Origin of the sequence: Candidatus Methylospira mobilis (genome assembly GCF_009498235.1) — a bacterium.
Lineage (GTDB): Bacteria > Pseudomonadota > Gammaproteobacteria > Methylococcales > Methylococcaceae > Methylospira > Methylospira mobilis.
Genome location: NZ_CP044205.1, coordinates 3,495,877 through 3,519,459 on the forward strand (window position 1 = coordinate 3,495,877; position 23,583 = coordinate 3,519,459).

Here is a 23,583-nt window from a genome sequence, read left to right on the forward strand (position 1 = left end):
ATATCTTCTTTGCAGGCATTCTTATATACCCGCTATACGGGAAGCAACAATCAAGACCGGTATCCAGTGACTGCTTTTGAGTCATGGCCGAAGCTTCGGAATAGAGATAAGCCAGTCGAGGCGCGCAGAAGCGCGACGGTAATATTAATCACGCCGCAAGTCCGCCCCAGGAAGCCCTCTTCGAACATCCGTGGGGCGCAGAAGATCTTCGCCTGGCTCACCTAGCTTCCTCTCCAGCGGGTAGGCTGAATAGTTAAGGATTTTTAACAGCTATTCAGCTAGAACGACATAGGAATGGTAGTTGAGCTCAAATGAATCGTGCTCAAAAACCGGCGGTGGAAATATTTAGCTGGGGCGGCCCCAGCCCGCAAACAACAGAGAGCTCGAGGGCTAGGGCGACCCTACACAGATAGGCGGCGGCAACAGAGGTTCTAAAGGGTTTATTTTTTCTTCGCCAGTTCCAGCGCGCGCCATAGCAACGTAAAGGCGGGCGACATGATATGACCACGGGTGTATTCTCGAACGCCAAAGCCCAAATGGGTCAGTAGATAGATGGACTTCAAATCCACCAGTCCCTTGGTTACTGCACTCAGCGTATCGTCAACGAACATCAGACCTTCCCCGGCAAGTTGAGCAACGCTGGGTAAAGGGCGGGCGGCTTTTTTCAGTTCTTCCGCAAGCGCTTCCGGGCCGACGTCACTGCATACGAAAAGATCGTGATCCTCTGCATATTCACAGATTTCATCCCATGAAGTGATATCCGGAGCGTATTGTATCAGCAAACTACCGGTCTCCACCTTGAACCGGCAGAGTTCAACCCCTGGGCATGACTGAAATGCGGCTGACAGGCCGGCAAAATAATCGCTCTGATTTTTCCTGGAAGCAATCCTCAGCCTAACGCGCCCAGGTATCTGATGAATCAAATAAGCCTGCGCGAGTGCCAGAGTCATGCTTCGGTACCTGTTTCGGCCTCGTTGACTGCTGCTGCAGCGGCGGAGGCAGCGGCATCATGGCGGCTGGACAGTTCCGCCTTCACTTCGGCGACTATGTCCTCAAACGTTTCACCGGCCTCGGCAACAGCCTCACGGCTTGCTTCAAGCAACAGCACACCCGATTTTACCGCCGAACGAATCAAAGGCCGCCCCGTTCGCACCAGCGTCGGCACTACCGCAGGCAACAAAGCCGCGATTCCGACTCCGATGATAATATTCCGGTGCAAGGGGTTTCTGAGCAGGTTTTGAATCTCAGGTGGTAAATTTATAGGCATTACAACACTCCTAACTTATTCAAATTTAGTTTTTAACATTAACAGAAAGTTTTGGCCGCTTGCGCAGCTTTAATCTACATAGAGGGGATTTGTAACTCTGCATTCCAGACACCGAAACGGTGCGACCTGCGCCTGTACTGAGTAAGGACGCCACAGCGAAACATTGTAGCCTGCATGATGCTCCATACCAAAATAAAATTCCAACATCATGCAGTAAAAAAACGTATTGTCCAGGCTTTACGGATGCGCTCTTTCGAATTTAGTCTGCAGGAAGGCTTCGGGACTGCGGCGAAAACCGTCACGCTGTAATTATGGTAAACCCGCATGTGGTACACTTCCCGGATATTGGCATATCCTCCCCCCGGCTATCCCCGCCAAATAATCGCACTGTCAAGCCTACACCCTGAAGACCATCCGGTTTTATGCGATATTACCACCCTCGATCTGAAAAACCACATATTCGGCAATATTGTGCGCATGGTCGCCGATACGCTCCAAAGCTTTGATTAAAAGCGCAATTCCGATTGTATCGCCAATCCCGCTTGGATTACGTGAGGCTGAATCAATCAGGCTATGCAAGGTCTTGCGAAATTCGCTATCCAATTCCAGATCGTCTTCCGCCACGCGGATAGCCAAACCGCGATCCTGCGAATCGAATACATTTAATGCTTTTCGCAGCATCGCAATCGCCATTTCTCCCATAAGAAATACACCTTCCAGCGCGGTATTGTCCTGGTGTCCCACAGCCGCCAGCTCAAGCGTGAATCGCGCCAGTTTCAGAGTTTCATCGCCAATACGCTCCAGATTATTGATAATCTTGGATGATGCCAAAATTACACGCAAATCTTTGGCGACCGGAGCGCGTCGGGCCAGCAATGAGAAAATATACGCGTTGGTGTCGATTTCAAGCTTATCTATTACCAGATCCTTCTCCAATACCACCCGCGCTTGAGCCGTATCGTGGTTTTCCAGTGCCTCCAGGGCCTGAAGCAGCTGATCAAGCACGCGCCCGCCCATCGCCATGACACTATTGCGCAACAGGAAAAGCTCTTGATCGAAATGAACTACCGTATGCGACTGCGACTGATCATCCTCCTTCCGTCTTTTTTGATCGGCAGGAAAATGCACTTCTTTACCTGAGAAAACAGGCGCTTGTGATTGATCCTGATTAGTCATGGGTTCCGTTTCCATGCTGATTGCTTCCCCGACCAAAAAAAACCGAATCTAAAGAAATTACCACGCGCCTGCTATTTTATTAAATCGTCCGTTCTGTCGATTTTTTCCCAAGGCAGTTTCAGGAATGAGTCGCCGAAATGACCATGGGCAGCCAGTTTGCGATAAAAACCCTGCTTGTAACGCAACGGCAAATGCCTCAAACCGAAATCACGGACAATCGCACCCAGTCTGAAATCGAAAATAGTTTCGACCTTTTTCTGGATAACCGTTTCAGCCACCTTGCTGCTTCCAAAAGTCTGCACCTGAATACTGACCGGCGCGGCATGACCGAGCGAGTAACTGAGCTGAATTTCGCAGGCGTCCGCCAATCCGGCGGCAACCACGTTCTTGGCCGCATAGCGCGCGGCATAAGCGCCTACGCGATCGATACGGGAAGGATCCTTGCCGCTCAAGGCTGAACCACTATGGCGCGCGAAACAGCCGTAGGTGTTGCTATCGGTTTTACGTCCAGTCATGCCCGAATGTGAGGAAGGGCCGCTTTTCGGAAATACGCCGGCCGGATTGACAAAATACTCGGTCTTCGCATCCGGCACCACGGCCGCTGATGCGAAAACGTTCTGCACTACGCGATTTTTAAAGTCCTGGATCAGCGTATGCTCATCCGCGCCCTTGGGGCGCTGCAATCCGGCTATCAGCGTAATATTGGAAATACCTACCGGCTGTCCCTTGTCAAAGATTACACCCGCCTGCACCGTACAGTCAGGAGAGAGATAGGGCATGCGTCCGTCCTGACGAGCAAGCACCAGTTCCGCAGCCAGGTGATTGGCAAGCGATATCGGCAACGGCATCAATTCCGGGGTATGGTTGCAGGCATACCCGAACAGCGTGATCTGATTACGTGCCGTCAGCTTATCCAGCTCGCCATCCTTCAGCTCAGCTTCGTCCACCTGACAACGCTGATCGGGCGACATCGTGATCAGGCTGGTCACCACGGTCGAATCCGCCACGTCGTATTCCTCCGGCGTGTAGCCCGCCCCGCTAATAACGGAACGCGCCACTTCAGGAATATCGACATTTCCCAGAGAAGCATAACGCGCCGCGACAAAGATTACGCCTTTGGAAATGGCGCTCTCGGCAACGATACGCGAATAAGGATCCTGCTTTAGAAATTCATCGACCAGCGCATCGCTGATCGTATCGCACAAGCGATCGGGATGGCCCTGGGTTACTGCTTCAGATGAAAACAAATAAGTTTTTTTCGTGGTCACGCACTTTACCTCTCTCATTAGCGAGATTGAATTTTCTTGAGTGTTTCATTGACGAGCATCGGGCAAATACTGCCGGCCGCTATCGCCGCTATGTCTATCGGACCTACCGGCGCCAACCGCAACAGCGTCCGCAGCTGGGGAACCGCGAGCGTTAACACCTGCACGATCATGGAGCCGATGACCGCCTGATTCAGATACGGATTCGTCGGCCTTTCTCTATTAAAGACGGTCGTGGTTTCCGATCTGGCGCCGATTGCATTCAGCAATTGGCCGATGGTTATCGTCATAAATAGATTGGTGCTGGCTTGAGGCCCGAACCCGTATCGCAGCCCGCTGAAACCGTAAACACCCAGCGCGCCCGCCGACATGACCAGCGATTCGCGGAACATTTTTTTGAAGTCGTCTTTTTCGATTATCGAACGCTTCGGATCGCGTGGTTTTTGCGTCAGGACATCGCTTTCCGGCGGCTCCATGGACAAGGCCATTGCCGGTAAAATATCGGTCAGCAGGTTGATCCACAAGATTTGTATCGGACTCAACACCTCGCCCATGCCGAGCGCGGTGCCGATGAACATGATTTCGATTTCGCCCATGTTGGACGACAACAGAAAGCGCAGGCTCTTGCGAATATTGCTGTATATAGTTCTGCCCTGTTCGACGGCGGTGATCATGGTGCTGATATTGTCGTCTTTCAACACCACATCGGCTGCTGCACGCGCCACGTCGCTGCCCATGTCGCCCATGGCCACACCGACGTTCGACGCTTTCAATGCCGGACCATCGTTCACACCGTCGCCGGTCATCGCCACGATGCGCCCGGTCGCCTGCAAGGCTTGAACGATTTTTACCTTGTGCGCCGGACTGACGCGGGCAAATACTGTAGTGTCCTTTACCAGACTCTGCAAAATTTCCGGTTCGAGCTTATCCAGGCGGCTGGAGTCGATGACTTCCAGCGGCCTGTTGTTGGCAAGCCGTAAACGTGTTCCGACGGAAGCCGCAGTCGCGCTCTGATCTCCGGTAATCATGACGGTATCGATGCCTGCTGCGTGGAACTGATCCATCAGCTCGGCAACGCCCGGACGCAACGCGTCTTCCATGCCGCTCAAACCCAGCCAGATCAGGTCGGACGGGGTTTCACCGATTTCGTCGGTATCCGCATAACGGTAGGCGACCCCGAGTACGCGCAATGCGTCCTTGGCCAGCTGGTGGTTCTGCTCCGCCACCAAAGCACGGCGGTCCTCGTCCAACTCCTCCAGCACGCCATTGACTTCCTGCTGCCGGCATAGCGCCAGCACTTCGCTCGGACTGCCTTTTACCGCATACAGATACTTATCGCCGTCTTTATGCACCGTGGCCATGAACGGGCGCCCTTCGGCGCGGTGCAGGGTTTTCACCCAGGGCTTCGCTGCGCGGAGCTGGTTGACATCCAGGCCGCCGACGACCGCGGTGCGCACCAGCGCGCATTCCGTAGGAGATCCCTCCCATTTCGATGAGTCCTCTCCGTTCACCACCACTTCACTGCACAGACTGACCATGGTCAATATCTTCGCAACCTCATCAAAGCGCGTGGCTTCAATGCGCACACCTTCCTTGTATAGAACGTCTTTCTGTATGATCAAATCATGTATCGGCGTTTTAATGGTGACCATGCTCATTATGTTCATGGTCAGCGTGCCGGTCTTATCCAGACAGATTACCTGTACCGAACCCAGACTTTCTACCGCAGGCAACTGGCGCACCAGTACATTTTTCTGCTGCATCTTGCCTATGCCCAAGGCCAGCGTGGTAGTCGCCACGGCAGGCAGGCCTTCCGGCACGGCGGCCACAGCCAGCGAAATGGCCGAAGTCAGCATCTGCAGCCAGGGAGTGCCGCGCAGCAGACCGACACAGAACATTCCGGCACATAAACCGGCACTGACCACCGCCAATTGGGTGCCCAATTGATCAAGCTGTTTCTGCATCGGGGTATCAGGCGTTTCAACGTTGCCGACCAGAGACTGGATAGTACCGATTTCAGTGTTGCTGCCGGTAGAAACCACCATCGCCAATCCGTTACCGCCGGAAACGATGGTGCCCATGTAAACCATATTCTTACGGTCGGCCAGCGGAGTATCGTCGTTCCCGACGAACTCATGATTTTTACTGATCGGCATGCTTTCGCCGGTCAGCGCGGACTCGTCGACCGTCAGCTTGTTGCTGGAAATAATACGCGCGTCCGCAGCAACAAAAGTGCCTTGCGACAGCACCATTACGTCGCCGCAAACGATATCCGCCATGGCTACCTGGGTAATTTCACCGTCGCGCAATACCAGGGTATGCAAAGGCGTCATTTTACCCAGCGCGTTGATGGTTTTTTCTGCCTGACTTTCTGTGATATAACCGATCACCGCGTTCAGCATGACCACCCCGGCTATCACAATCGCGTCCAGAAAACCGCCGGTAGCGATGGAAATTGCGCCCGAGATGCCCAGCAGCGCAACCGGTGGACTCATGAACTGACCGGCAAACATCGCCAGCTTGGAACGCGGTTTACTGACGCTCAGCGCATTCGGCCCGTAATAAGCCAGACGCGTTCCGGCTTCGCTGCTGGAAATACCCTGCACCGTGCTGCCCAATTGTTTCGCGGCAAAGTCAGCTGACTCAATATGCCATTTTCCCTGCGGCTGCAGGTTACCGGTAACGGCGACCGATGGCCCGTTCTCTACCGTGGTTTTTTTGAAACGGTCGAACAGTCCGCCGCGCTCCGGGCTGGATACTTGAATTTTTTCAGCCGGCAGCGTGCCCTTGTAACCCGCCGGGTAATCCACCAAAGCGCCTTCCAGCGTATTCACCACGGTCTGCACCGGGATATGAGGCTGATACTGGATCAGCACATTGCCGGTCAGGATGTTGACCGAAACGCTCTTCACGAAGGTGGATTGGCTGAGGGTCTTTTCGATTTCCAGCTTCAAGGGGTCCGACCGCAGCAATCCGAAAACCTTGATGCGTACGCGTCCCGGCGCACCCTGATGAACTACTTTAAGACGATCTGAAACGATGGGGTGGTGTAGATGTTGTGCTGCCATTTATATATCACCGGTCATTGTTTTTTTGAAATATTGACACACAAATATGACAACCTGATGTCATCGGATAATCCGTCGTGGGCCTCAATTTGACCACGTTTCCGTCACTACGTAAACCATACGGCAATCAAACGCGTCGTATTGCCAACCCGGACGCAACGGCGGCTTCCGCCGGCAAACACTCTCGCTCCAAGTATCCGGAACAGGTGGGCATAGGCAACAATCCATTGTATTTAAATATAGTTATCACAGCGAACATCCAGTAACCTGCGATTGATGACGCTGATATAGTTACAAAACAACTTTGCTGAGCGATAATCTGCAATGGTAATCTCAATCCGTTAGACAGCAAGCTTCAGCGTCCGGTGGGACTCACTATAAACCACTTTCTCATCACCATAACAAGGAGAACACCATGGATCAGTCAGCGCGCTACGCGGACCTCAGCCTCAAAGAGCAGGATCTGATCAAGGGCGGCAAACACATACTGGTTGCCTACAAGATGAAGCCCAAAAGCGGATACGACTATCTTGGAGCCGCGGCGCATTTTGCAGCGGAATCATCCACGGGTACCAACGTGGAAGTTTCCACGACCGACGAATTCACCAAGGGTGTCGACGCGCTGGTTTATCTGATCGATGAATCCACCGAAGAAATGCGTATCGCCTACCCGCTTGAACTGTTCGACCGCAACATTACCGACGGCCGCATGATGATCGTTTCGTTCCTGACCCTGGCCATCGGCAACAATCAGGGCATGGGCGATATCGAACACGCCAAGATGTACGACTTCTACGTACCTCCGCGCGCGGTGCAACTGTTCGACGGCCCTTCGGTTGATATTTCCGACCTGTGGCGCATCCTCGGCCGCCCGATCGTCAACGGCGGTTATATTTCCGGCACCATCATCAAGCCGAAGCTCGGCCTGCGCCCGGAACCGTTCGCGCACGCGGCTTACCAGTTCTGGCTCGGCGGCGACTTTATCAAAAACGACGAACCGCAGGGCAACCAGGTATTCGCGCCGCTGAAAAAAGTCATCCCGCTGGTCGCAGACGCGATGAAACGCGCCCAGGACGAAACCGGCGAAGCGAAGTTGTTCTCCGCCAACATTACCGCCGACGATCATTACGAAATGATCGCGCGCGGTGAATTCATCCTCGAACAATTCGGCGAATTCGCCGACCATGTCGCGTTCCTGGTCGACGGTTATGTCGGCGGCCCCGGCATGGTGACCACCGCGCGCAGATACTTCCCGAAACAGTATCTGCACTATCACCGCGCCGGTCACGGCGCGGTGACTTCGCCGTCGGCCAAACGCGGCTACACCGCGTATGTACTGGCAAAAATGTCGAGGCTGCAAGGCGCGTCCGGCATCCATGTCGGCACCATGGGCTACGGCAAGATGGAGGGCGAAAAGGACGACCGCGCCATTGCCTACATCATCGAACGCGACAGCTATACCGGTCCGGCCTACCATCAGGAATGGCATGGGATGAAACCGACCACGCCGATTATCTCGGGAGGCATGAACGCGTTGCGCCTGCCGGGATTTTTCCAGAACCTGGGACACGGCAACGTCATCAATACTGCCGGCGGCGGTTCCTACGGCCACATCGACAGCCCGGCTGCCGGGGCGATTTCTCTGCGTCAATCCTATGAGTGCTGGAAGGCCGGCGCCGACCCTGTCGAATGGGCCAAGGAGCATCGGGAATTCGCACGCGCCTTCGAATCATTCCCCGGCGATGCCGACAAGCTGTATCCGGGCTGGCGCGAAAAGCTGGGCGTGCATAAATAAGCCGGCACGCGTCATACAAGAGATGTGTCGATGGCGCTACGCCATCGACACGCGCCGTCGAACTCCCCTGCCCTTAAATTCCAGGCATGCCGATATACCCCGGCAATGCCTGAATACGCGACAGCCATGCGCATACGTGCGGATAATCGTCCAGCGCTATATCGCCCTCGGACGAAAGCGCGACATAAGGATAACAGGCAATATCCGCCAAGGTAGGATGGTCATCGGCCAGCCATTGCCTGCCGCTTAAACGCCGCTCCAGTACCGCCAACCCCTGCTTTCCCAACGCCTGACACTGGGACAAATCCCAGGGACGCTTGAATTTTTGCACGGCTCTGGCCCGAGCCAGTCCGTACAGCAGTTCGTTCTCCGACAGCGCCAGCCATTGCATCACCCTGGCCAGCGGTTCCGCCGCCAACGGCAGCCACGGTTCATTACCGTATTTCCGCGCCAGATACGTCAGTATAGCCAGCGAGTCCCAAACAATAGTGCCGCCATCGTCGAGCACAGGAACCTGGCCCCGCGGATTCAATTGCAAAAAAGCTGGCTGCTTGTGTTCGCCGAGCGTCAGATCGACCGCCACCGATTGGTACTGCAACCCCAAAAGGGCGCAAAACAGCCTGATTTTGTAACAATTGCCCGAAAGCTCCATATCGTACAGCTTCATCGTTTCCTCAGATTGGTGGGTTGTGCGCTTAATTATAGGTTGTCGTGATTTCTAAAGCGCGCATAGAGCAATCCCGATATTTATTCGCCGAACCGCCCAAATTCACGCTGGCGGAAAGCCAGCTCGTCACACCGCGCCGGACACGTGGCTGTACTTCCAGAAAACCGCCTCGGATCTGAGCGCGACCCCTCCGACATTGGAACCGGCCATCGCGCACGCTTTTCGGCATCACCAACAAGGCGGAGCTGACGCCGGAAGAGCTGGACGACCAAGAGCGCAGGAAGATTTCCATCCCGGATCAGCGCGGTGTTTTGAGTCGGGCGGAGCAACGCGGGCGAATGGAAGGCATTCTGGCTATCGCGGGCCAGTTGCTGGATGTATTGGACGATCTCAGCTGGAAAAAGCTAAGGAAACGCTGAATAAATCGTTTCCGTTCATGGCTCGACAGTAAGCGTCCAGTCGTCCCGTCTACATAAAAAATAAGTCTTCCGTCATGCTTTGCATTTTCCTTGAGGAGTCGAAGCATGAATAGCATGAATAACAAGCAAGCAGAGCAGATACGCCATATCGAGCAGTGGCGAGCCAGCGGCCTGAGTCAGGTCGAATATAGCCGTCGGAACGAGCTGAAGCCGGCTACTTTCAACTACTGGGTGCGGCATCTGGATGCCGAAGCATCCGCGGTTCGCCCTCTTTCACCTTCGCGCGCCGGTTTTTTGCCGGTATCGATTGATAAAGTAGCTGAACCGGCGGCGCATGCGCTGCTATTGCGGACAAGACAGGGGTACACCCTGGAACTCTCAACGTCGACTTCTCCTCGCTGGTTGGCGGAGCTGCTGCAATGTCTGGATTGATCGCTCATCCCGTCCAGATTTGGTTCAGTGTCGCGGCGGTGGATATGCGTCGCGGCATCGACGGTTTATCAAGCCATGTGCAGCAGGTGCTGGGACATGCGCCTTGCGCGGGGTCGGCCTTCGTGTTTCGCAATCGTGCGGGTAATCGCATCAAAGTATTGCTGTGGGACGGCACCGGAGTGTGGTTATGTCAGCGCCGTTTGCACGAGGGCCGCTTTATTGGGCCGAAGGCGGGAGAGCCCTGTGTTTCTCTCACAGTCGCGCAATGGGAATGGCTGATTGCCGGGGTCGATTGGCGGCGCTTGTCGTCTGTCCCGTCGGCGGATTTACGGGCTTGAACAGCGCCTGCATTTTCCGTAAAAACCTGCTGAAACCCAGCATTCATGCGGGTTTCAGCGTGACTCCCTACCGAGCATCGGGTATAATAACACCATGAATTTACAAGCTAAACTCGATCAACTGAATCTGGAAGCAGCGGCCAAAACACAGCTGGCATCGGCGATCGATTCGTTGATCGAACAGGCGCGGCAGGAAACTGAACAGCAGTTCGACGCAACGCTGAAAGCCAAGGACGATGAAATTCGTATCAAGGACATCAAGATCGAGGCGCTGACCCTGGAGCTCAGCATCCTGCGCCGCACCCGCTTCAGCGTCAAAAGCGAAGCACTGCCCGCTGTGCAGCGCGATCTGTTCGAAGACACCTGGAACGAAGACCTCTCCGCCGTTGAAGCGCAAGTCGAACAGCTGGTCGAAGAACAACCCTGCACCACCGTCGCCAGACCCAGGCGTCCGCGCGCAGGCCGTCAACCGCTGCCAGAACATTTGCCGCGCATCGAACACCGTCACGAACCGGAATCCTGCCTGTGCGGACAGTGCGGTAAAGACTTGGTCAAAATCGGCGAAGACATCACCGAACAGCTGGATGTCGAACCGGCCAAATTCTTTGTCCACCGCCATATCCGCCCGCAATACGCGTGCAAGGCCTGCGAGACGGTCAAGGCTGCGCCGATTGCACCCGCCATTATTGATGGCGGCATGGCGGCGGTCGGCTTGCTCACCTGGGTGATGATCGGCAAATACCAGGATCATCTCCCGCTCTATCGTCTTGAACAGATCGCCGCGCGCGACGACGTGATCCTGTCGCGTTCGACGCTGGCAGACTGGGTTGGTCGTGTCGGTGTGGCGTTACAACCGCTGGTAGACCGGCTTGCCTGGCATCTGTTGCAGCGCAACGCCCTACACGCCGATGAGACGCCGGTGGCGCAACTCGATCCCGGCAACGGCAAAACCAAAAAGGCCTACCTGTGGGCCTACCGCAGCAATGATCTGGAACCGGGGCCTCGCATCATCGTCTTCGACTATCAGCCCGGACGTAGCGGCGCACATGCGCGCCACTTCCTCGGCAACTGGCACGGTCACCTCATGGTCGACGACTATGGCGGTTACAAATCCCTGTTTGCTGCCGACCGCGAGGGCGCGCAGCCCTGTATCGAACTGGGCTGCATGGCGCATGCGCGCCGGAAATTCTTCGATTTGCATAAAGCCAATAGCTGCCCGATGGCGCTGGAAGCCCTGCAGCGTATTGCCAGGCTGTACGCGATAGAAGGCGAAGGCAAAACGATGGACATCGAAGCACGCAAGCAACTGCGCCAGGAAAAAAGCAAGCCCGAACTAACAGCCCTGCATGACTGGCTGATCGAAACCCGCGCGCGTACTGCCAACGGCGGCGGCTCCGCCAAAGCGCTGGATTACGCAATCAAACGCTGGCCTGCCCTGATCCGCTATGCCGACAGCGGCCATCTGCCGATCGACAACAACCCGGTGGAAAACAGCATTCGTCCTATTGCCATCGGCAAAAAGAACTGGCTGTTCGCCGGTTCCGAGCGTGGCGGTCAACGCGCCGCCGCAATACAGACCTTATTGGGCACAGCCAAACTCAATGGACTTAACCCGGCGCGCTGGTTGAAAGACACGCTGGAAAAACTGCCGGTCTGGCCCAACAGCCGTATTGATGAGTTGCTGCCCTTTGCCGTTATGGATATTAAACCGCAGGCGTAAGCGCAGGAATAGATGGTGGCGTTACGCGCTTACGCTCGACAAGGCTCTCCTGAACTTAGTCGAAGGGCTCTCCCCAGCCGCATTCGCGGCGCTACGCTCACGAACGGAAACAACCACTTGCCGTTCGTCCTGAGCCTGTCGAAGGACTTAATCAGCGCGCCCCTAATCGTTCAAGAATTTTAAATTTTGCTAAACAGCATTGACCTGATGGATTTTTAATATCACAAGCACAATCCCCAGATTTTGTTTTCTGAATAACAAAACTTTTGACAGCATCGGAATTATTAGCATGTAATGCGGATAAATACTGGTCTGCATTTATATCAAAACAATAACAAAGCTTATCGTCATTGATTTCCTGATACGTTCTTAAACGCTGCTTAGGTATAATATGCCCCGTACTTGAAAAATAGCCGACCGTACATTCTTTAGAGGGACAGAAATAATATTTTTCTGAACTAAGCTCATAATTTTCCGGAAACCTTACCTGATGGCAAAGGGTTTTATTTTCAACATCTTTACAGGATATTCCACACATCGGACAAGTTTCCGTAATGATTTTAATTGAATGATTTGAGCAGCATAAAGACATAGTTCGCCTCAAACTCAGGGGGCTTTGTTTAGAACAGCTGAAGGATAACCTGCGTTTTCCGTAGTTTTTAGAAGACGACCTGTGTCGGTTAGTTGATCATCAAAAGCAACCGTTGCTGTTTTATTTTCATAGCCAACAGCAACTGATCCTGCCCAGTTTCAGCAGACACTTTGCTAAGCGATATTTTTAAGTTCAAAGGCCTCTGGGGACAAATAGTCCAGTTTCGAATGAAGCCGTTTCCTATTGTAATACGCTTCGATGTATTCGAAGACGTGTTGTTTGGCATCGTCCCTGGCCGGGAATCGCTCTCCGTGGATCGCCTCGACTTTAAAGCTGTGATTCCAACTTTCCATGGCGGCATTATCGTAGCAATCACCTTTCTTGCTCATGCTGCAAATCAGTTGGTGTTTGGCCAGCAAAGCCTGATAGGCGTTTGAGCAATTGGCTAAAAATCAGCTTCGCGGACATAATAACTTTCAGATAGGGGCGGATGCGCTACGCCTGCCGCCCTACCCGATGAAGCAGGCCTGTCGCAGAACTTATTCTGAGTTTTCTTAGCAACAGCTTGATAATGGGATAAAGTAGCCCTTTCTGACGGCAGAGGATGCCCAGCCATGCAACCATTTTCGTTACTCTGACCATGTTCAATTTTCTCACTGTCGTAGCGGTTCTTGTCTCGCTGATGTTCATCGGACTGGCGATTTCTTCATTCGTGATGCTGATAACGGCGTTATCGCAACATGACCGGCATCGGCGGGAGCTTGCCGTAGCTTTGCGCGGCATTCAGGCGGGAGTGGAGCAAAACCGGCAGGCAATACAGGCGTTGGCCGATAAGATGCTCTCGACTGGGCAGACTGAGGCGCTCGATTTAACTCCGCCGATAAACGAAACGATAGCGTCGGTTCCGGAAGAGGACCTCGCGTGTCAACTTTCAAGCGACGATCTTGCAGAACAACCCGGCCCCGAGCCGAACGAACCTCCGGCCATGCAAGCGCAGGACAACCGGTTGTCGGATTCGGACTGGGCGCAAGCATTACCTCCCGGCCGTTTTGAATTGGCGGCGAAGCAGATTCTGCGCGAAACCTGGAACTGGATTATCGTCGGCGAGGAGAAGCGCCCGGAAGGAGTTTCCATGGAATACGCCGTAGCCAGCAACTGGCTGCTGCGTATCGGCGTGGTAATCCTGGTAACCGGCATCGCTTTTTTCCTGAAATACTCCATTGATGCCGGTTTGCTGGGCGAACGCGCGCGCGTTGCGCTGTCGCTGCTGACCGGCATCGGCATGCTGATGGGCGGTACACAGATGTTGGGCGGGAAATATCGCCTGCTCGGTCAAGGCATGCTGGGCGGCGGTCTCGCGACTTTATACTTCAGCGTCTTCGCCGCATGCAATTTTTATCATCTGATAGCCGCGACGCCGGCCTTTCTGCTGATGGTACTGGTGACGATTTGCGCCGGTGTGCTGGCGGTGCGACTGAACTCCATGCTGGTCGAAGTCTTCGGCATTATCGGCGCTTATACCACGCCGATCTTGTTGTCCACGGGCGAAGCTAATTTTGCCGGTCTGTTTTCCTATCTGCTGCTGTTAGGGCTGGGCATACTCGGCACCAACTATTATAAAAAATGGCATTTGCTCAATTTCCTTAGTTTTCTCTTCAACTATTTGCTGTTTATCGGCGCAATGCAGCGCTACGATACCGGGCATTTTTGGGAAGTAATGCCGTTCCTGATAGCGTTTTTCGTGCTGTATTCAACCATGGTGTTTTTGTTCTGCCTGGTACGCCGCAGCAAATCCAGTCTGCTTGACCTGCTGGCGCTGATAGTGAACGCCGGAATTTTCTTTGTCGCCGGTTATCGTTTGGTGGAACCGGTTTACGGGTCGATTTGGGTAGCGGCGATTACCCTGGGACTCTCGATTTTTTATGTCGCCCATGTTTACTATTGCCTGTTGCGCCGCGTACTGGATCGTGAACTGCTATTGAGTTTCATCGCATTATCGGCATTTTTTCTAAGCTTAAGCCTGCCGTTGATATTGTCCGATCAATGGATCACGTTGAGCTGGTCGTTACAGGCGTTGATGATGATATGGCTTGCCGCCAAGCTGGGCAGCGAATTTCTGCGCTTATGCGCCTGCCTGCTTTATGCCTTGGTGCTGCTGCGTTTTTGCTTTCTCGATTTGCCAGATCAATATGCCGCGAAGTTTATAGAGAACCTGCCGTTTTCTTCATTCCTGTATGGTTTATTACAGCGCGCGCTCAGTTTGGGCGTGCCGATTGCGTCGATGGGGCTGGGTTTTCGTTTACTGCGCGAACCGGAATCATCATCGGCTCCGGCATGCGCGCCGGGAAACGATATTGGACAGTGGGTACAGCGTAACCGGCTGCCAGGATTGGGATTTGTTACCACGGCAGGCATGTTGTTTATCTTCCTGCAACTGGAAATGAGCCGGACGGTCGGCTATCTGTATCCACCACTACAGATGCCGATTTTGACTTGCGTCTGGCTGGCGATGAGTTTCGTGCTGTTGCTGCGCTATCTCGCAGACCCCGCCGGGTCAGGACTATTAACGCTGCTCAAATTTTTCATTGCCGCCGTATTGATCAAGCTGTTTTTTTTCGATCTGGACGATTGGGATTTGCATGCGCGGAATTTCCCTGACGCTGGCGGGGAAACGACCTTGTTGTATCAGGGCGAATACTCTTTCCTGGATGCGTTTATGCGCTTACTGGACTTTTCAGTAGTGATCGGCTTTTTTGCATTTGCATTTTTACGCCTGTCGCAACACAGGTTGGATGCCGGAATTTTCAGAGTCTTTCTCGGAAGCTCGGCGCTGGCCTTGCTGTTTATCTATCTGACGCTGGAATTGAACACCTTGCTTTATCATTATATAAGCGGATTGCGCTCAGGCGGCGTTTCCATGCTCTGGTCGCTGTTCGGTTTGGGGCTGGTGTTTGCCGGTATCCGCTATGATCTGCGCGCTTTGCGGCTGACCGGGCTGGGGTTGTTTGCGCTGGTGGCCTGGAAGGTTTTTTTCATCGATCTTGCCCGTCTGGAACAGGTTTATCGCATAGTAGCGTTTATTTCCCTCGGTCTGTTGGCGCTTGCCGGTTCTTTTGCCTATATGAAGTACCGGCAATCATTCATTTCCGGGCAAGGAGCGGAAGAGCTGTGATGAGCAAAATCCTATTGCTGCTGTGCTGTGCGTTCCCGTCGATTTCCGCCTTTGCTGAGACGACGGCATCGTATCGTTATTCCCGGGAGATTCTGTGGAAAGAAGCCGCCCAGGAAGAAATATTGGCCGTGCCGCTGGATGCCTCAATCAGCGCCGCGACGCGTGATGGCTATCCCGATGTGCGTATATTGAACGCGCAGGGAGATGAAACGCCTTACGTGCTGGAAAGGGTTACTGAATCGCGCAGCGAAAGCCATCGCGAAAACTGCAATAGCGAGCTGCTATCGCTGCAAAAAACAGCGGCCAACAGTATCGAGCTGGTATTACGGCTGGAAAAGAATGCGCCTGCTGCGGATGGACTGACGCTGATCACGCCGCTGTCCAACTACGAACACCGGATACAGGTTTTCGGAACCGATGACGGCGCTCAATGGTCGCCGCTGGTCAAGGATGCATTGATATTCGACTATACGCGCTTCATGGATATACAGAATCGCGATGTCGCGCTGCCGCCCAATAAATATCGCCAGTTCAGGATAGTAGTGGATGAGGCAACGCAAGTGCAGGAATCCCAACGCCTGGAATTGACGCGCACGTTGAACGACGGCCAGGAAAGCGAACGCGCGGAAGCATCCGACCTGCAAAAAGTGCCGTTGCGTATCGACCGCATAGCGTTCTGGCGCAATACCTCTCAAGTGGTGCAGGGAATAGATAAAAAGTTCGATTATCCCGATGTAAGCTTCCAGCTACAGGAGGATAGTAAAAAACACATCACACAGATAGACGTGACGACCCGGCGCGAGCCGTTGACCGGCTTATCGCTGCTGACTTCGGCGCGCAACTTCGCGCGTAAGGCTGAAGTACGGATCATGGTGCGCAAGGGAATAGAGGAATCCATGCAGCCCATAGCGAGCACAACGCTGCAAGCCTTGAATTTCAGGGACGTAAGTCGGGAACAAACCACGATCCCGTTTCCCGAACAGCGCCATACGGCCTATCGCATCGTGATAAACAATCAGGACAACCCGCCCTTGCCGATCACAGGCATTCGCGCGACAGGTAATGAGTATGTGCTGAAATTTTTACCGGTCAAGGGTGCAGCGTACCGTGTGTATTATGGCTCGGACAAAGCTGCGCCACCTCATTACGAAGTGGCTCCCGTCCTCGAATTGCTGCGCCAGGGATTTCATGCGACGGATGTTGCGCTTGGGCCGCCCGCCGAATCCGCCGCAGTGACGGTCAACGCAGGATATGATTTTGCCGCGCTGCTGAACAGCAAACTCTTTTTAGGTCTCGCGATAACGCTGATGGTTCCGGCATTAGCCTGGGCTTTGTTTCGGGCAGTAAAGCGCATTGATTGGCAATGATCAAATGACGGCAAGGGAAACGCTGGCCGCGCGTAGCGCGACTACAGGCGGAATGGCAAAACCTGCATTGCACAAATGACGATGCCGAACAGGATTGGCGCCGAAGGCGGTGGTGGGAGCAGTGATGCGCAAGCTGGCACATCTCATTTACGGGGTAATCAAATCGGGGCAGCCGTTTGATGTCAATCATTCAAGTCTCAGACTTGACTTACAAGACGGTATCTGATCCTTTGTTCAGAGCGGAATTGTCGTCCGGTGCGGCGCCTTGTTATGCGAGCTCATTGGAGCGCTTTGAGATTCACGGCAAGGCTGGCAGGCCCAGCTCTTTGAGGAAGGTATTGAGTTTGTCCCGTGCATCCTTAATGTTCTGCTCCAGGGCGACCAGCTCGGTATTGATTTCCTGCAAATCGACTTCGGCCTCGCCCACCGCCGTGCTGATGTAGCGGGAAATGTTGAGGTTGAAATCGTTCTTCTCGATCTCCGCCATCTCCACGCAGCGGGCATAGCGCTCGATTCGTGCCGGGCGTTGCTGGTAAGTGTCGATGATCGTCTGGATATGCTCCTCGCTCAGTTGGTTCTGGCGTTTGCCTTTTACGAAGTGCTCGGCGGCGTTGATGAACAGCACGTCGTCGGGCTTCTTGCACTTCTTCAGCACGAGGATGCAGACGGGAATGCCGGTAGAGTAGAAGAGATTGGCGGGCAGGCCGATGACGGTGTCGATGTGGCCGTCCTTGAGCAGCTTGGTGCGGATGCGTTCCTCGGCGCCGCCACGGAAGAGCACGCCGTGCGGCAGGATGATCGCCATCACGCCTTCGTCTTTCAGGAAGTGGAAGCCGTGCAGCAGGAAGGCGAAGTCGGCGGCGGATTTGGGTGCGAGGCCGTGGCTTTTGAAGCGCACGTCATCAGCCAGCGCGTCGCTCGGCTCCCAGCGGTAGCTGAACGGTGGATTGGCGACGACGGCGTCGAAACCCGGCTTCTTCGCCGGATTCTGCTCCCGCATCATGTCCCACTCGTTGAGCAGGGTGTCGCCGTGGAAGATGTCGAACTCCGTGTCCTTCACCCCGTGCAGCAGCATGTTCATGCGCGCGAGGTTGTAGGTGGTGATGTTCTTTTCCTGCCCGAAGATTTTGCCGATGGTGCCGCCCGCCTTGTTCACCTTCTTGCGGACGTTGAGCAGCAGCGAGCCGGAGCCGCAGGCAAAGTCCATCACGCTTTCCAGCCGCTTCTTGGTCCCGGTTTTCGGTTCCTGGCTGTCCAGCGTGACGATGGCGGAGAGGATGTCGGAAATCTGCTGCGGGGTGTAGAACTCTCCCGCTTTCTTGCCAGCCCCAGCGGCAAACTGGCCGATCAGGTATTCATAGGCGTCGCCCAAGGTGTCGATGTCCGTGGAAAACTCCGACAGACCTTCGGCGATCTTCTGGATGATGGTGCAGAGCTTGGCGTTTCGATCAGCGTAGGTCTTGCCCAACTTGTCAGAACCGAGATTGATCTCGGAGAATAGGCCCTGGAAGGTGCTCGCAAAGGATTCTGTCTCGATGTATTTGAAGCCCGCTTGCAGCGTGTTCAGCAGCTCCGCGTTCTGGGTACGGGCCAGGTTGGCGATGCTGTTCCACAGATGCGCGGGCTGGATGACGTAATGCACCTTGCGGCGCATCTGTTTCTCGAACTCCGGGATGTCGTCCACGTTGTTGGCATACCAGAGCGCCAACGGCACCTTGCGGGCGTCGCCGCCCACATCGGGGTAATCCCGCCCCAGCTCCTTCCTCGCCGCTGTCTCGTAGTTGTCGGAGAGGTAACGCAGGAAGAGGAAGGACAGCATGTAGTCCTGGAAGTCGTTTGCATTCATCGCCCCGCGCAGTTGGTCGGCGATGCTCCAGAGGGTGTTGCCCAGTTGCTTTTGGTTGGTGTCGGTCATTTCTTCGGGCGTCGTTTGATTTTGGTTTCCAGCGCTTTGAGGTCGGCCTCGTCCTGCTGGTCGGCTTGAATGGCTTCCTGCCTTTTGCGGTCCTGGTCGAACTTGAGGTAAAGCTCGCCCGTGCGCGCTTCCATCTGCTCATGGCTGATGGAACCGGCGTGGGCGAGCAGCGGGAAGCCGTTGGAGGTGATGATCTGATCCACGTTCTGCTTCCAGAAGGCCATGCGCGTCTCCTGCTTGCTCTTGGCCCGCAGTTCGGCGGTTTCCAGGAAGATGACCACCAGCCGGTTCAGCGTGTCGATCTCATCCTCGGTCAGGTAGTTCTTGGCCACGACGATGTCCGCCTTGCGCACCTTGTCGCCCTTCCAGGCGAGCAGGCCGAAATGCGGATCGGCAGGATTCGCCCGGGCGGTGATGAGTTCGGCGGCGGTCTGCCGCGTCACGGCAAAGATCAACAGGTTCTGCACGGTGGCGAAGAAGACCTGCGTGGCCTTGTCCGTCTTGTCGTAGTCGCTGGAAAGGGCAAAGAGGTCGCGCACTTTCTGATAGAAACGCTTTTCGGAGGCACGGATGTCTCGGATGCGCGCCAGCATCTCGTCGAAGTAATCCGGGCGGCCATCCGGGTTCTTCAGCCGCTCGTCGTCCATCACGAAGCCCTTGAGCAGGAACTCCTTGAGCACGGTGGACGCCCAGCGGCGGAACTGCACCCCGCGCTTAGATCTCACGCGGTAGCCCACAGCCAGAATGGCGTCGAGGCTGTAGAGCTTGGTGAGGTAGTTTTTGCCGTCAGGGGCAGTTACCGAGGATTCCTCGGTAACTGACTTCTCCTCCAGCTCCCCATCCGTAAAAATATTCTTGAGATGCAGCCCCACGTTGTCGGTGGTCACATCAAAAAGCTGAGCCATCTCCCGCTGCGTCAGCCAGACGGTTTGATCCTTGGCCCGCAGCTTGATCTGGGTGCGTCCGTCTTCGGTGGTGTAGATAATCAGGTCGTTCATGGTGTGGAGACAGATACGGGGGCGGCTGCAACAGGCGCTGCCGCCAAAATATCTGGCAGGTCAAACTGGAATTTGGTGGTGAAGTCTTCCAGAATGCGCCGGAACAGCTCTTTGTTGTCCTCGCCCATTTCGGTCGGTTCGTGGATAGCGTATTTGCCGTGGCTGAGGAGATTGAGGGCGCGGTTGTAGAGCGCCCTGTCTTCCTCGTTATCCAGCACCTTGAGGCAGAACGAGATGTCCGCGTGCCCGAAGAAGGAAGCAGTCTTCTCCATGATGCTGCGCAGGGCGTTGAAATGGAAAGTGTAGAGCTTGCCGGTGCCGGGGTCGGCGGCCAGTTGGAGTTCGGATAGAGACGCGACGTGGTGGAAAAACGGCGTGTCCTCGGTGGCGCGCAGGGTATATGCCCCGTCGCCATTGGGGCGGTGCAGAAAGTAGCGCTTGTGAGTCACTTTCGGCTCCCCCTCTTTCGCCCTGCCGATTTCGTTGCACATCACGTTGAAGAACAGGGCGTGGTGGGAGGAAAAAACGATCCTCATAGGAGCCGCTGCGCCATTCTGGTCGGTCCTGCTCGCTGCACGACGAAGGAGTTTGGCGAGGTCGCAGGCGACGGCGATGGCGTTGTTGTCGTCCAGTGATGAAATCGGGTCGTCAATATAGACATGCTTCACCGCCGGATAAGCGCCGGGATATTTCAAAACCTGTTCACAGATGGCCATGAAGACGCACCAGATGAAAATGTTCTGTTCACCACGAGATATCTTGATGTGCGACTCATCGTCTTTGCGGAAGCTAACGAACACAGGTCTGGAAAATGATTCGTTGCCCAGCGGCACTTCCTGGAACGTGAAATCAAAGTCAAAGTCTGCGTAGCGCTTCAAGTATTCATCAATGGTCGGCTCCAGAGGCTCGTTCTTGAATCCATCAAAGAACCGCGACGCCTGGTTTATTTTCAGGCCGCGAGCGGTGTCGTTTTCAATGTCATTGTCCCAGGTGAAGAGGTCTTCGGTGTAGGCGTTGAAGTAGAGGGTATCCGCGATGCCACCCGGATTCTTTTTCGTCTTACGCTTACCAGCGTCCTTGAACTCCATCGAGAGCCGCGTCTTGCCGGTGCGGTTGTAGGCATAGAGGAGGATGAGTTCTACGCCGCCGAGATCATCGCGCAGCTTTCTCGCGAGCGTCCGCAGATTGGCATATGTGTTGATCTTTGGCTTGTTGCTCATGCCTCAACTTCCTCCAGGGATGGGAAAAGCTGCTGCATCAGCCCTTTCTTGTGGGTCTTGAGGGCTTCGAGTTTTTGGGTCTCCAAGGTAATCAGTGTGTCGAGGCTGCTCAGGCACGAGGCGATGCGTTGTTGTTCGCGAAGTCGCGGAACATAAGTCATGATTCCTTCGATTTGTTGCGCTGACAGATTCGGTGGGTCGTTACCTGAAATGCTCTTCTCGATGTCACTGATTAATTTCCAAGTTTGAAGCAAGAAAAAAACAAAAGCGGGGTGTTGGGAGGTTATGAGTTTGCCAACACGTTGGTTCAAAAGGGCACCATCAAAGATGTCATCAACTTCAGCTACCTTGAGTTGCCCGCTCAATATCGGACGAGTTAGAGCAATCACATAGTCGCCCTCTCTGACTAAAAACTTCGCAAAGCATTCCTTGTAGACATCGGGTAAAAAAGATGGTGCTTCGTGGTTCATCAGTTGGATTCCGACATCTGCAATTTTCAGCCATCGACATCCTCGTTCGACGCTATCATTGCTCGAAAAGGCAAAGCCTTGGAAAATCGAGAATACTTCCTTCAAGGGTTGCATCTCCCACTCCCCGGCGTTTTGAAATTCGGGGAAGCGGAGGCGGGGTTGAGTTTCGCCTTCGCGGGGGAAAAGCTGCTGCATCAGCCCTTTTTTATGGGTCTTGAGCGCATCCACTTTCCGCGCTTGCGCGACCATCAGCTCGTCCACCGAACTCAGGCACTCGGCGATTTTTTGTTGTTCGGGGATAGACGGGCGATGAATTGGAAGCGGCTCCAGTTCAGTAAAGTAGAGATTTTTGACGTTCTGTCCCTCAACAACCTTTGCGAACTGCTTATACAAGTGCCGAAAATAGTACGTGTAGAACAGCGGGTGTTGTTTGGTTTCGAGAACGCTGATCATTTCTCCAATAGCAATGCCTTTTAGAGGTAGGTAGGCACAGCACTTCCCAAAATCCTCGGGCTTCTCACCGACGCGCGGGATCAATATTTCTCCACCCTTGCTGAATCGTAGCGTTTCTGGGTCGGTATTGGTCCGGGAGTAGGTCTCAGTAATAGCCGGGCCAAACTTGGTATAAAGCTCCCCGTATCTGACGCATGGAGTGGGAGCATCCTCTGCCAAAGACCATTTTGGAGCACTCTTGCCGTAGTAGAAACGTCCCAGTGCTCCGATTGTCGTTGGCTCCCACGCGTCGCCCCCACGAAATTCAGGAAACCGCAGCTTCGGCACCAGCGCGGGTCTTGCCTCTTCCTTCGTCGCCGTGGTCTTCGTCTTACTGCTCATAGGCGCTGAGTCCTTCATTCGCCGTCCAGGGTGACGGGGTTCTTCAGTACCTTTTTCTCGTCGGAGGTCAGGCGGCGTTCGACTTTTTTGACATCCTCCGCCGGGGGCAGGCTTTCGGGGCGGATGCCACGGTTGAGGAGGGTTTCGCGGACGGCCTGGTTGTTGGTGACGTGTTCGCGGGAAATCCGGGACTCGCTGGACATGCCGTGGGTGCGGGCGTTGTGGATGGTGATCTCGGTGGCAAAATCTTTGGCTTTGAGAACAATGGTGGGAGCAAAGTCGGCGAGCGGGCGACTATCTGGCACGCGCCACTGGACTTTCATGGCTTGGGTGCTCTTCCCGAATAGCGCTTGGTCGCCCTTGCTGCGGATGAGCGCGAAGTCCTGGTTGCCGCCAGTTTGCTCGAAGATAACAGAGGAGAGTTCTTTTTCGGTGTCGGAAAGTTTTTTGCGAGCGGAAACGCGCTCGATTTCGAGCAGGCGCTGCTCGATCAGTTCCGCGCGGCGGGTTTGGATGGCGAAATAAGTCTGGGCGAAAGCGATTTCCTGCTTCCGCGGATCGCCGTTCTGGGCGATCAGGTAGCAGGCGTAGCGGGTGAGCATGATGTCGTCGATCCACCGCTCTGTCCCGGAGCCGATGATGACCATTTTCCTGACGTCAGGAAAATGGTTCTCCACCGCGTGGCCAGACACCTCGCAGGCGGTTCTGGCTTTGGCGATCACTGTCTGAAAATTCTCCCACTTGGAATAGCCGAGAAGCTGCTGGAGATCGCGGGCAAGCCAATATTCGACGCCGGTTTCGGTCTGCCGGGCATGGCCCTCAAAGGTGTCGGTCAGTGATTGTATCTGGCAGGTATCCATAATTTTCC

The 23,583-nt window shown here is 54.6% G+C and carries 18 protein-coding genes and 1 pseudogene; 6 read left to right on the forward strand and 13 right to left on the reverse strand.

The window, feature by feature from the left end:
• Positions 1-440: 440 nt before the first annotated feature.
• From F6R98_RS15940 to F6R98_RS15960, 5 genes are all read right to left on the reverse strand, one after another.
• The gene (locus tag F6R98_RS15940; RefSeq protein WP_153249901.1) at positions 441-950 is read right to left on the reverse strand and encodes an HMA2 domain-containing protein; all 510 of its coding nucleotides are present in this window, start codon (positions 948-950) and stop codon (positions 441-443) included.
• On the reverse strand, positions 947-1,267 hold the full coding sequence (locus F6R98_RS15945) for a DUF5132 domain-containing protein (protein WP_153249902.1): 321 nt from the start codon (positions 1,265-1,267) through the stop codon (positions 947-949). The genes F6R98_RS15940 and F6R98_RS15945 overlap by 4 nt, the downstream gene beginning before the upstream one ends.
• A 420-nt stretch (positions 1,268-1,687) precedes the next feature.
• Positions 1,688-2,443, reverse strand: a complete 756-nt coding sequence (gene phoU, locus F6R98_RS15950; RefSeq protein ID WP_194269980.1) for a phosphate signaling complex protein PhoU — start codon at positions 2,441-2,443, stop codon at positions 1,688-1,690.
• A gap of 71 nt (positions 2,444-2,514) precedes the next feature.
• Positions 2,515-3,711 carry a methionine adenosyltransferase gene (gene metK / locus F6R98_RS15955; RefSeq protein WP_228124917.1) on the reverse strand — a complete coding sequence of 399 codons (1,197 nt, stop codon included), beginning with the start codon at positions 3,709-3,711 and terminating at the stop codon, positions 2,515-2,517.
• 17 nt (positions 3,712-3,728) lie between these two features.
• Positions 3,729-6,776: a cation-translocating P-type ATPase gene (locus F6R98_RS15960; protein WP_153249905.1), complete on the reverse strand. Its 3,048-nt coding sequence runs from the start codon at positions 6,774-6,776 to the stop codon at positions 3,729-3,731.
• A gap of 415 nt (positions 6,777-7,191) precedes the next feature.
• Between F6R98_RS15960 and F6R98_RS15965 the strand changes: the two genes are divergently transcribed.
• Positions 7,192-8,571 carry a ribulose-bisphosphate carboxylase gene (locus F6R98_RS15965; protein WP_153249906.1) on the forward strand — a complete coding sequence of 460 codons (1,380 nt, stop codon included), beginning with the start codon at positions 7,192-7,194 and terminating at the stop codon, positions 8,569-8,571.
• Between the two features lie 73 nt (positions 8,572-8,644).
• Here the strand turns inward: F6R98_RS15965 and F6R98_RS15970 are convergent, their stop codons facing one another.
• Complete coding sequence (locus F6R98_RS15970; protein WP_153249907.1) at positions 8,645-9,238, reverse strand: glutathione S-transferase family protein; 594 nt, start codon at positions 9,236-9,238, stop codon at positions 8,645-8,647.
• Between the two features lie 524 nt (positions 9,239-9,762).
• Between F6R98_RS15970 and tnpA the strand changes: the two genes are divergently transcribed.
• The 3 genes from tnpA (at position 9,763) to tnpC (ending at position 12,147) form a co-directional block, all read left to right on the forward strand.
• Entirely contained in the window at positions 9,763-10,089 is a 327-nt protein-coding gene (gene tnpA / locus F6R98_RS15975; protein ID WP_153249229.1) for an IS66 family insertion sequence element accessory protein TnpA, read from the forward strand.
• Positions 10,077-10,427, forward strand: coding sequence for an IS66 family insertion sequence element accessory protein TnpB (gene tnpB, locus F6R98_RS15980; RefSeq protein ID WP_153249364.1), 351 nt, complete (start codon positions 10,077-10,079; stop codon positions 10,425-10,427). Before tnpA ends, tnpB begins: the two co-directional genes overlap by 13 nt.
• Before the next feature lie 127 nt (positions 10,428-10,554).
• Entirely contained in the window at positions 10,555-12,147 is a 1,593-nt protein-coding gene (tnpC, locus tag F6R98_RS15985) for an IS66 family transposase (RefSeq protein ID WP_153251037.1), read from the forward strand.
• 151 nt (positions 12,148-12,298) lie between these two features.
• Here the strand turns inward: tnpC and F6R98_RS15990 are convergent, their stop codons facing one another.
• Positions 12,299-12,739 (reverse strand): putative iron-sulfur cluster-binding metallochaperone, encoded by a 441-nt coding sequence (locus F6R98_RS15990; protein WP_228124918.1) that lies wholly within the window; start codon positions 12,737-12,739, stop codon positions 12,299-12,301.
• A gap of 173 nt (positions 12,740-12,912) precedes the next feature.
• A pseudogene (locus F6R98_RS15995) lies at positions 12,913-13,179 on the reverse strand (IS3 family transposase); the annotation flags it as partial.
• A 164-nt stretch (positions 13,180-13,343) separates the two neighbouring features.
• Between F6R98_RS15995 and F6R98_RS16000 the strand changes: the two are divergent.
• Together F6R98_RS16000 and F6R98_RS16005 are read left to right on the forward strand one after the other, a co-directional pair.
• Complete coding sequence (locus F6R98_RS16000) at positions 13,344-15,911, forward strand: DUF2339 domain-containing protein (RefSeq protein WP_228124919.1); 2,568 nt, start codon at positions 13,344-13,346, stop codon at positions 15,909-15,911.
• A complete protein-coding gene (locus F6R98_RS16005; protein ID WP_153249910.1) occupies positions 15,911-17,278 on the forward strand; it encodes a DUF3999 family protein in 1,368 nt (455 codons plus the stop codon). The genes F6R98_RS16000 and F6R98_RS16005 overlap by 1 nt, the downstream gene beginning before the upstream one ends.
• A gap of 298 nt (positions 17,279-17,576) precedes the next feature.
• Here F6R98_RS16005 and F6R98_RS16010 read toward each other — a convergent pair whose 3' ends face one another.
• Genes F6R98_RS16010 through dinD form a run of 5 tightly spaced genes read right to left on the reverse strand, consistent with a single transcriptional unit; the run spans position 17,577 to position 23,575 of the window.
• Positions 17,577-19,193, reverse strand: a complete 1,617-nt coding sequence (locus F6R98_RS16010) for a type I restriction-modification system subunit M (protein WP_153249911.1) — start codon at positions 19,191-19,193, stop codon at positions 17,577-17,579.
• Positions 19,190-20,191 carry a virulence RhuM family protein gene (locus F6R98_RS16015; protein WP_153249912.1) on the reverse strand — a complete coding sequence of 334 codons (1,002 nt, stop codon included), beginning with the start codon at positions 20,189-20,191 and terminating at the stop codon, positions 19,190-19,192. The genes F6R98_RS16010 and F6R98_RS16015 overlap by 4 nt, the downstream gene beginning before the upstream one ends.
• Positions 20,188-21,411 carry an ATP-binding protein gene (locus tag F6R98_RS16020; protein ID WP_153249913.1) on the reverse strand — a complete coding sequence of 408 codons (1,224 nt, stop codon included), beginning with the start codon at positions 21,409-21,411 and terminating at the stop codon, positions 20,188-20,190. Before F6R98_RS16020 ends, F6R98_RS16015 begins: the two co-directional genes overlap by 4 nt.
• Positions 21,408-22,715, reverse strand: coding sequence for a restriction endonuclease subunit S (locus F6R98_RS16025; RefSeq protein ID WP_153249914.1), 1,308 nt, complete (start codon positions 22,713-22,715; stop codon positions 21,408-21,410). The genes F6R98_RS16020 and F6R98_RS16025 overlap by 4 nt, the downstream gene beginning before the upstream one ends.
• Positions 22,716-22,729: 14 nt before the next feature.
• A complete protein-coding gene (gene dinD, locus F6R98_RS16030) occupies positions 22,730-23,575 on the reverse strand; it encodes a DNA damage-inducible protein D (protein ID WP_153249915.1) in 846 nt (281 codons plus the stop codon).
• Between the last annotated feature and the right edge of the window lie 8 nt (positions 23,576-23,583).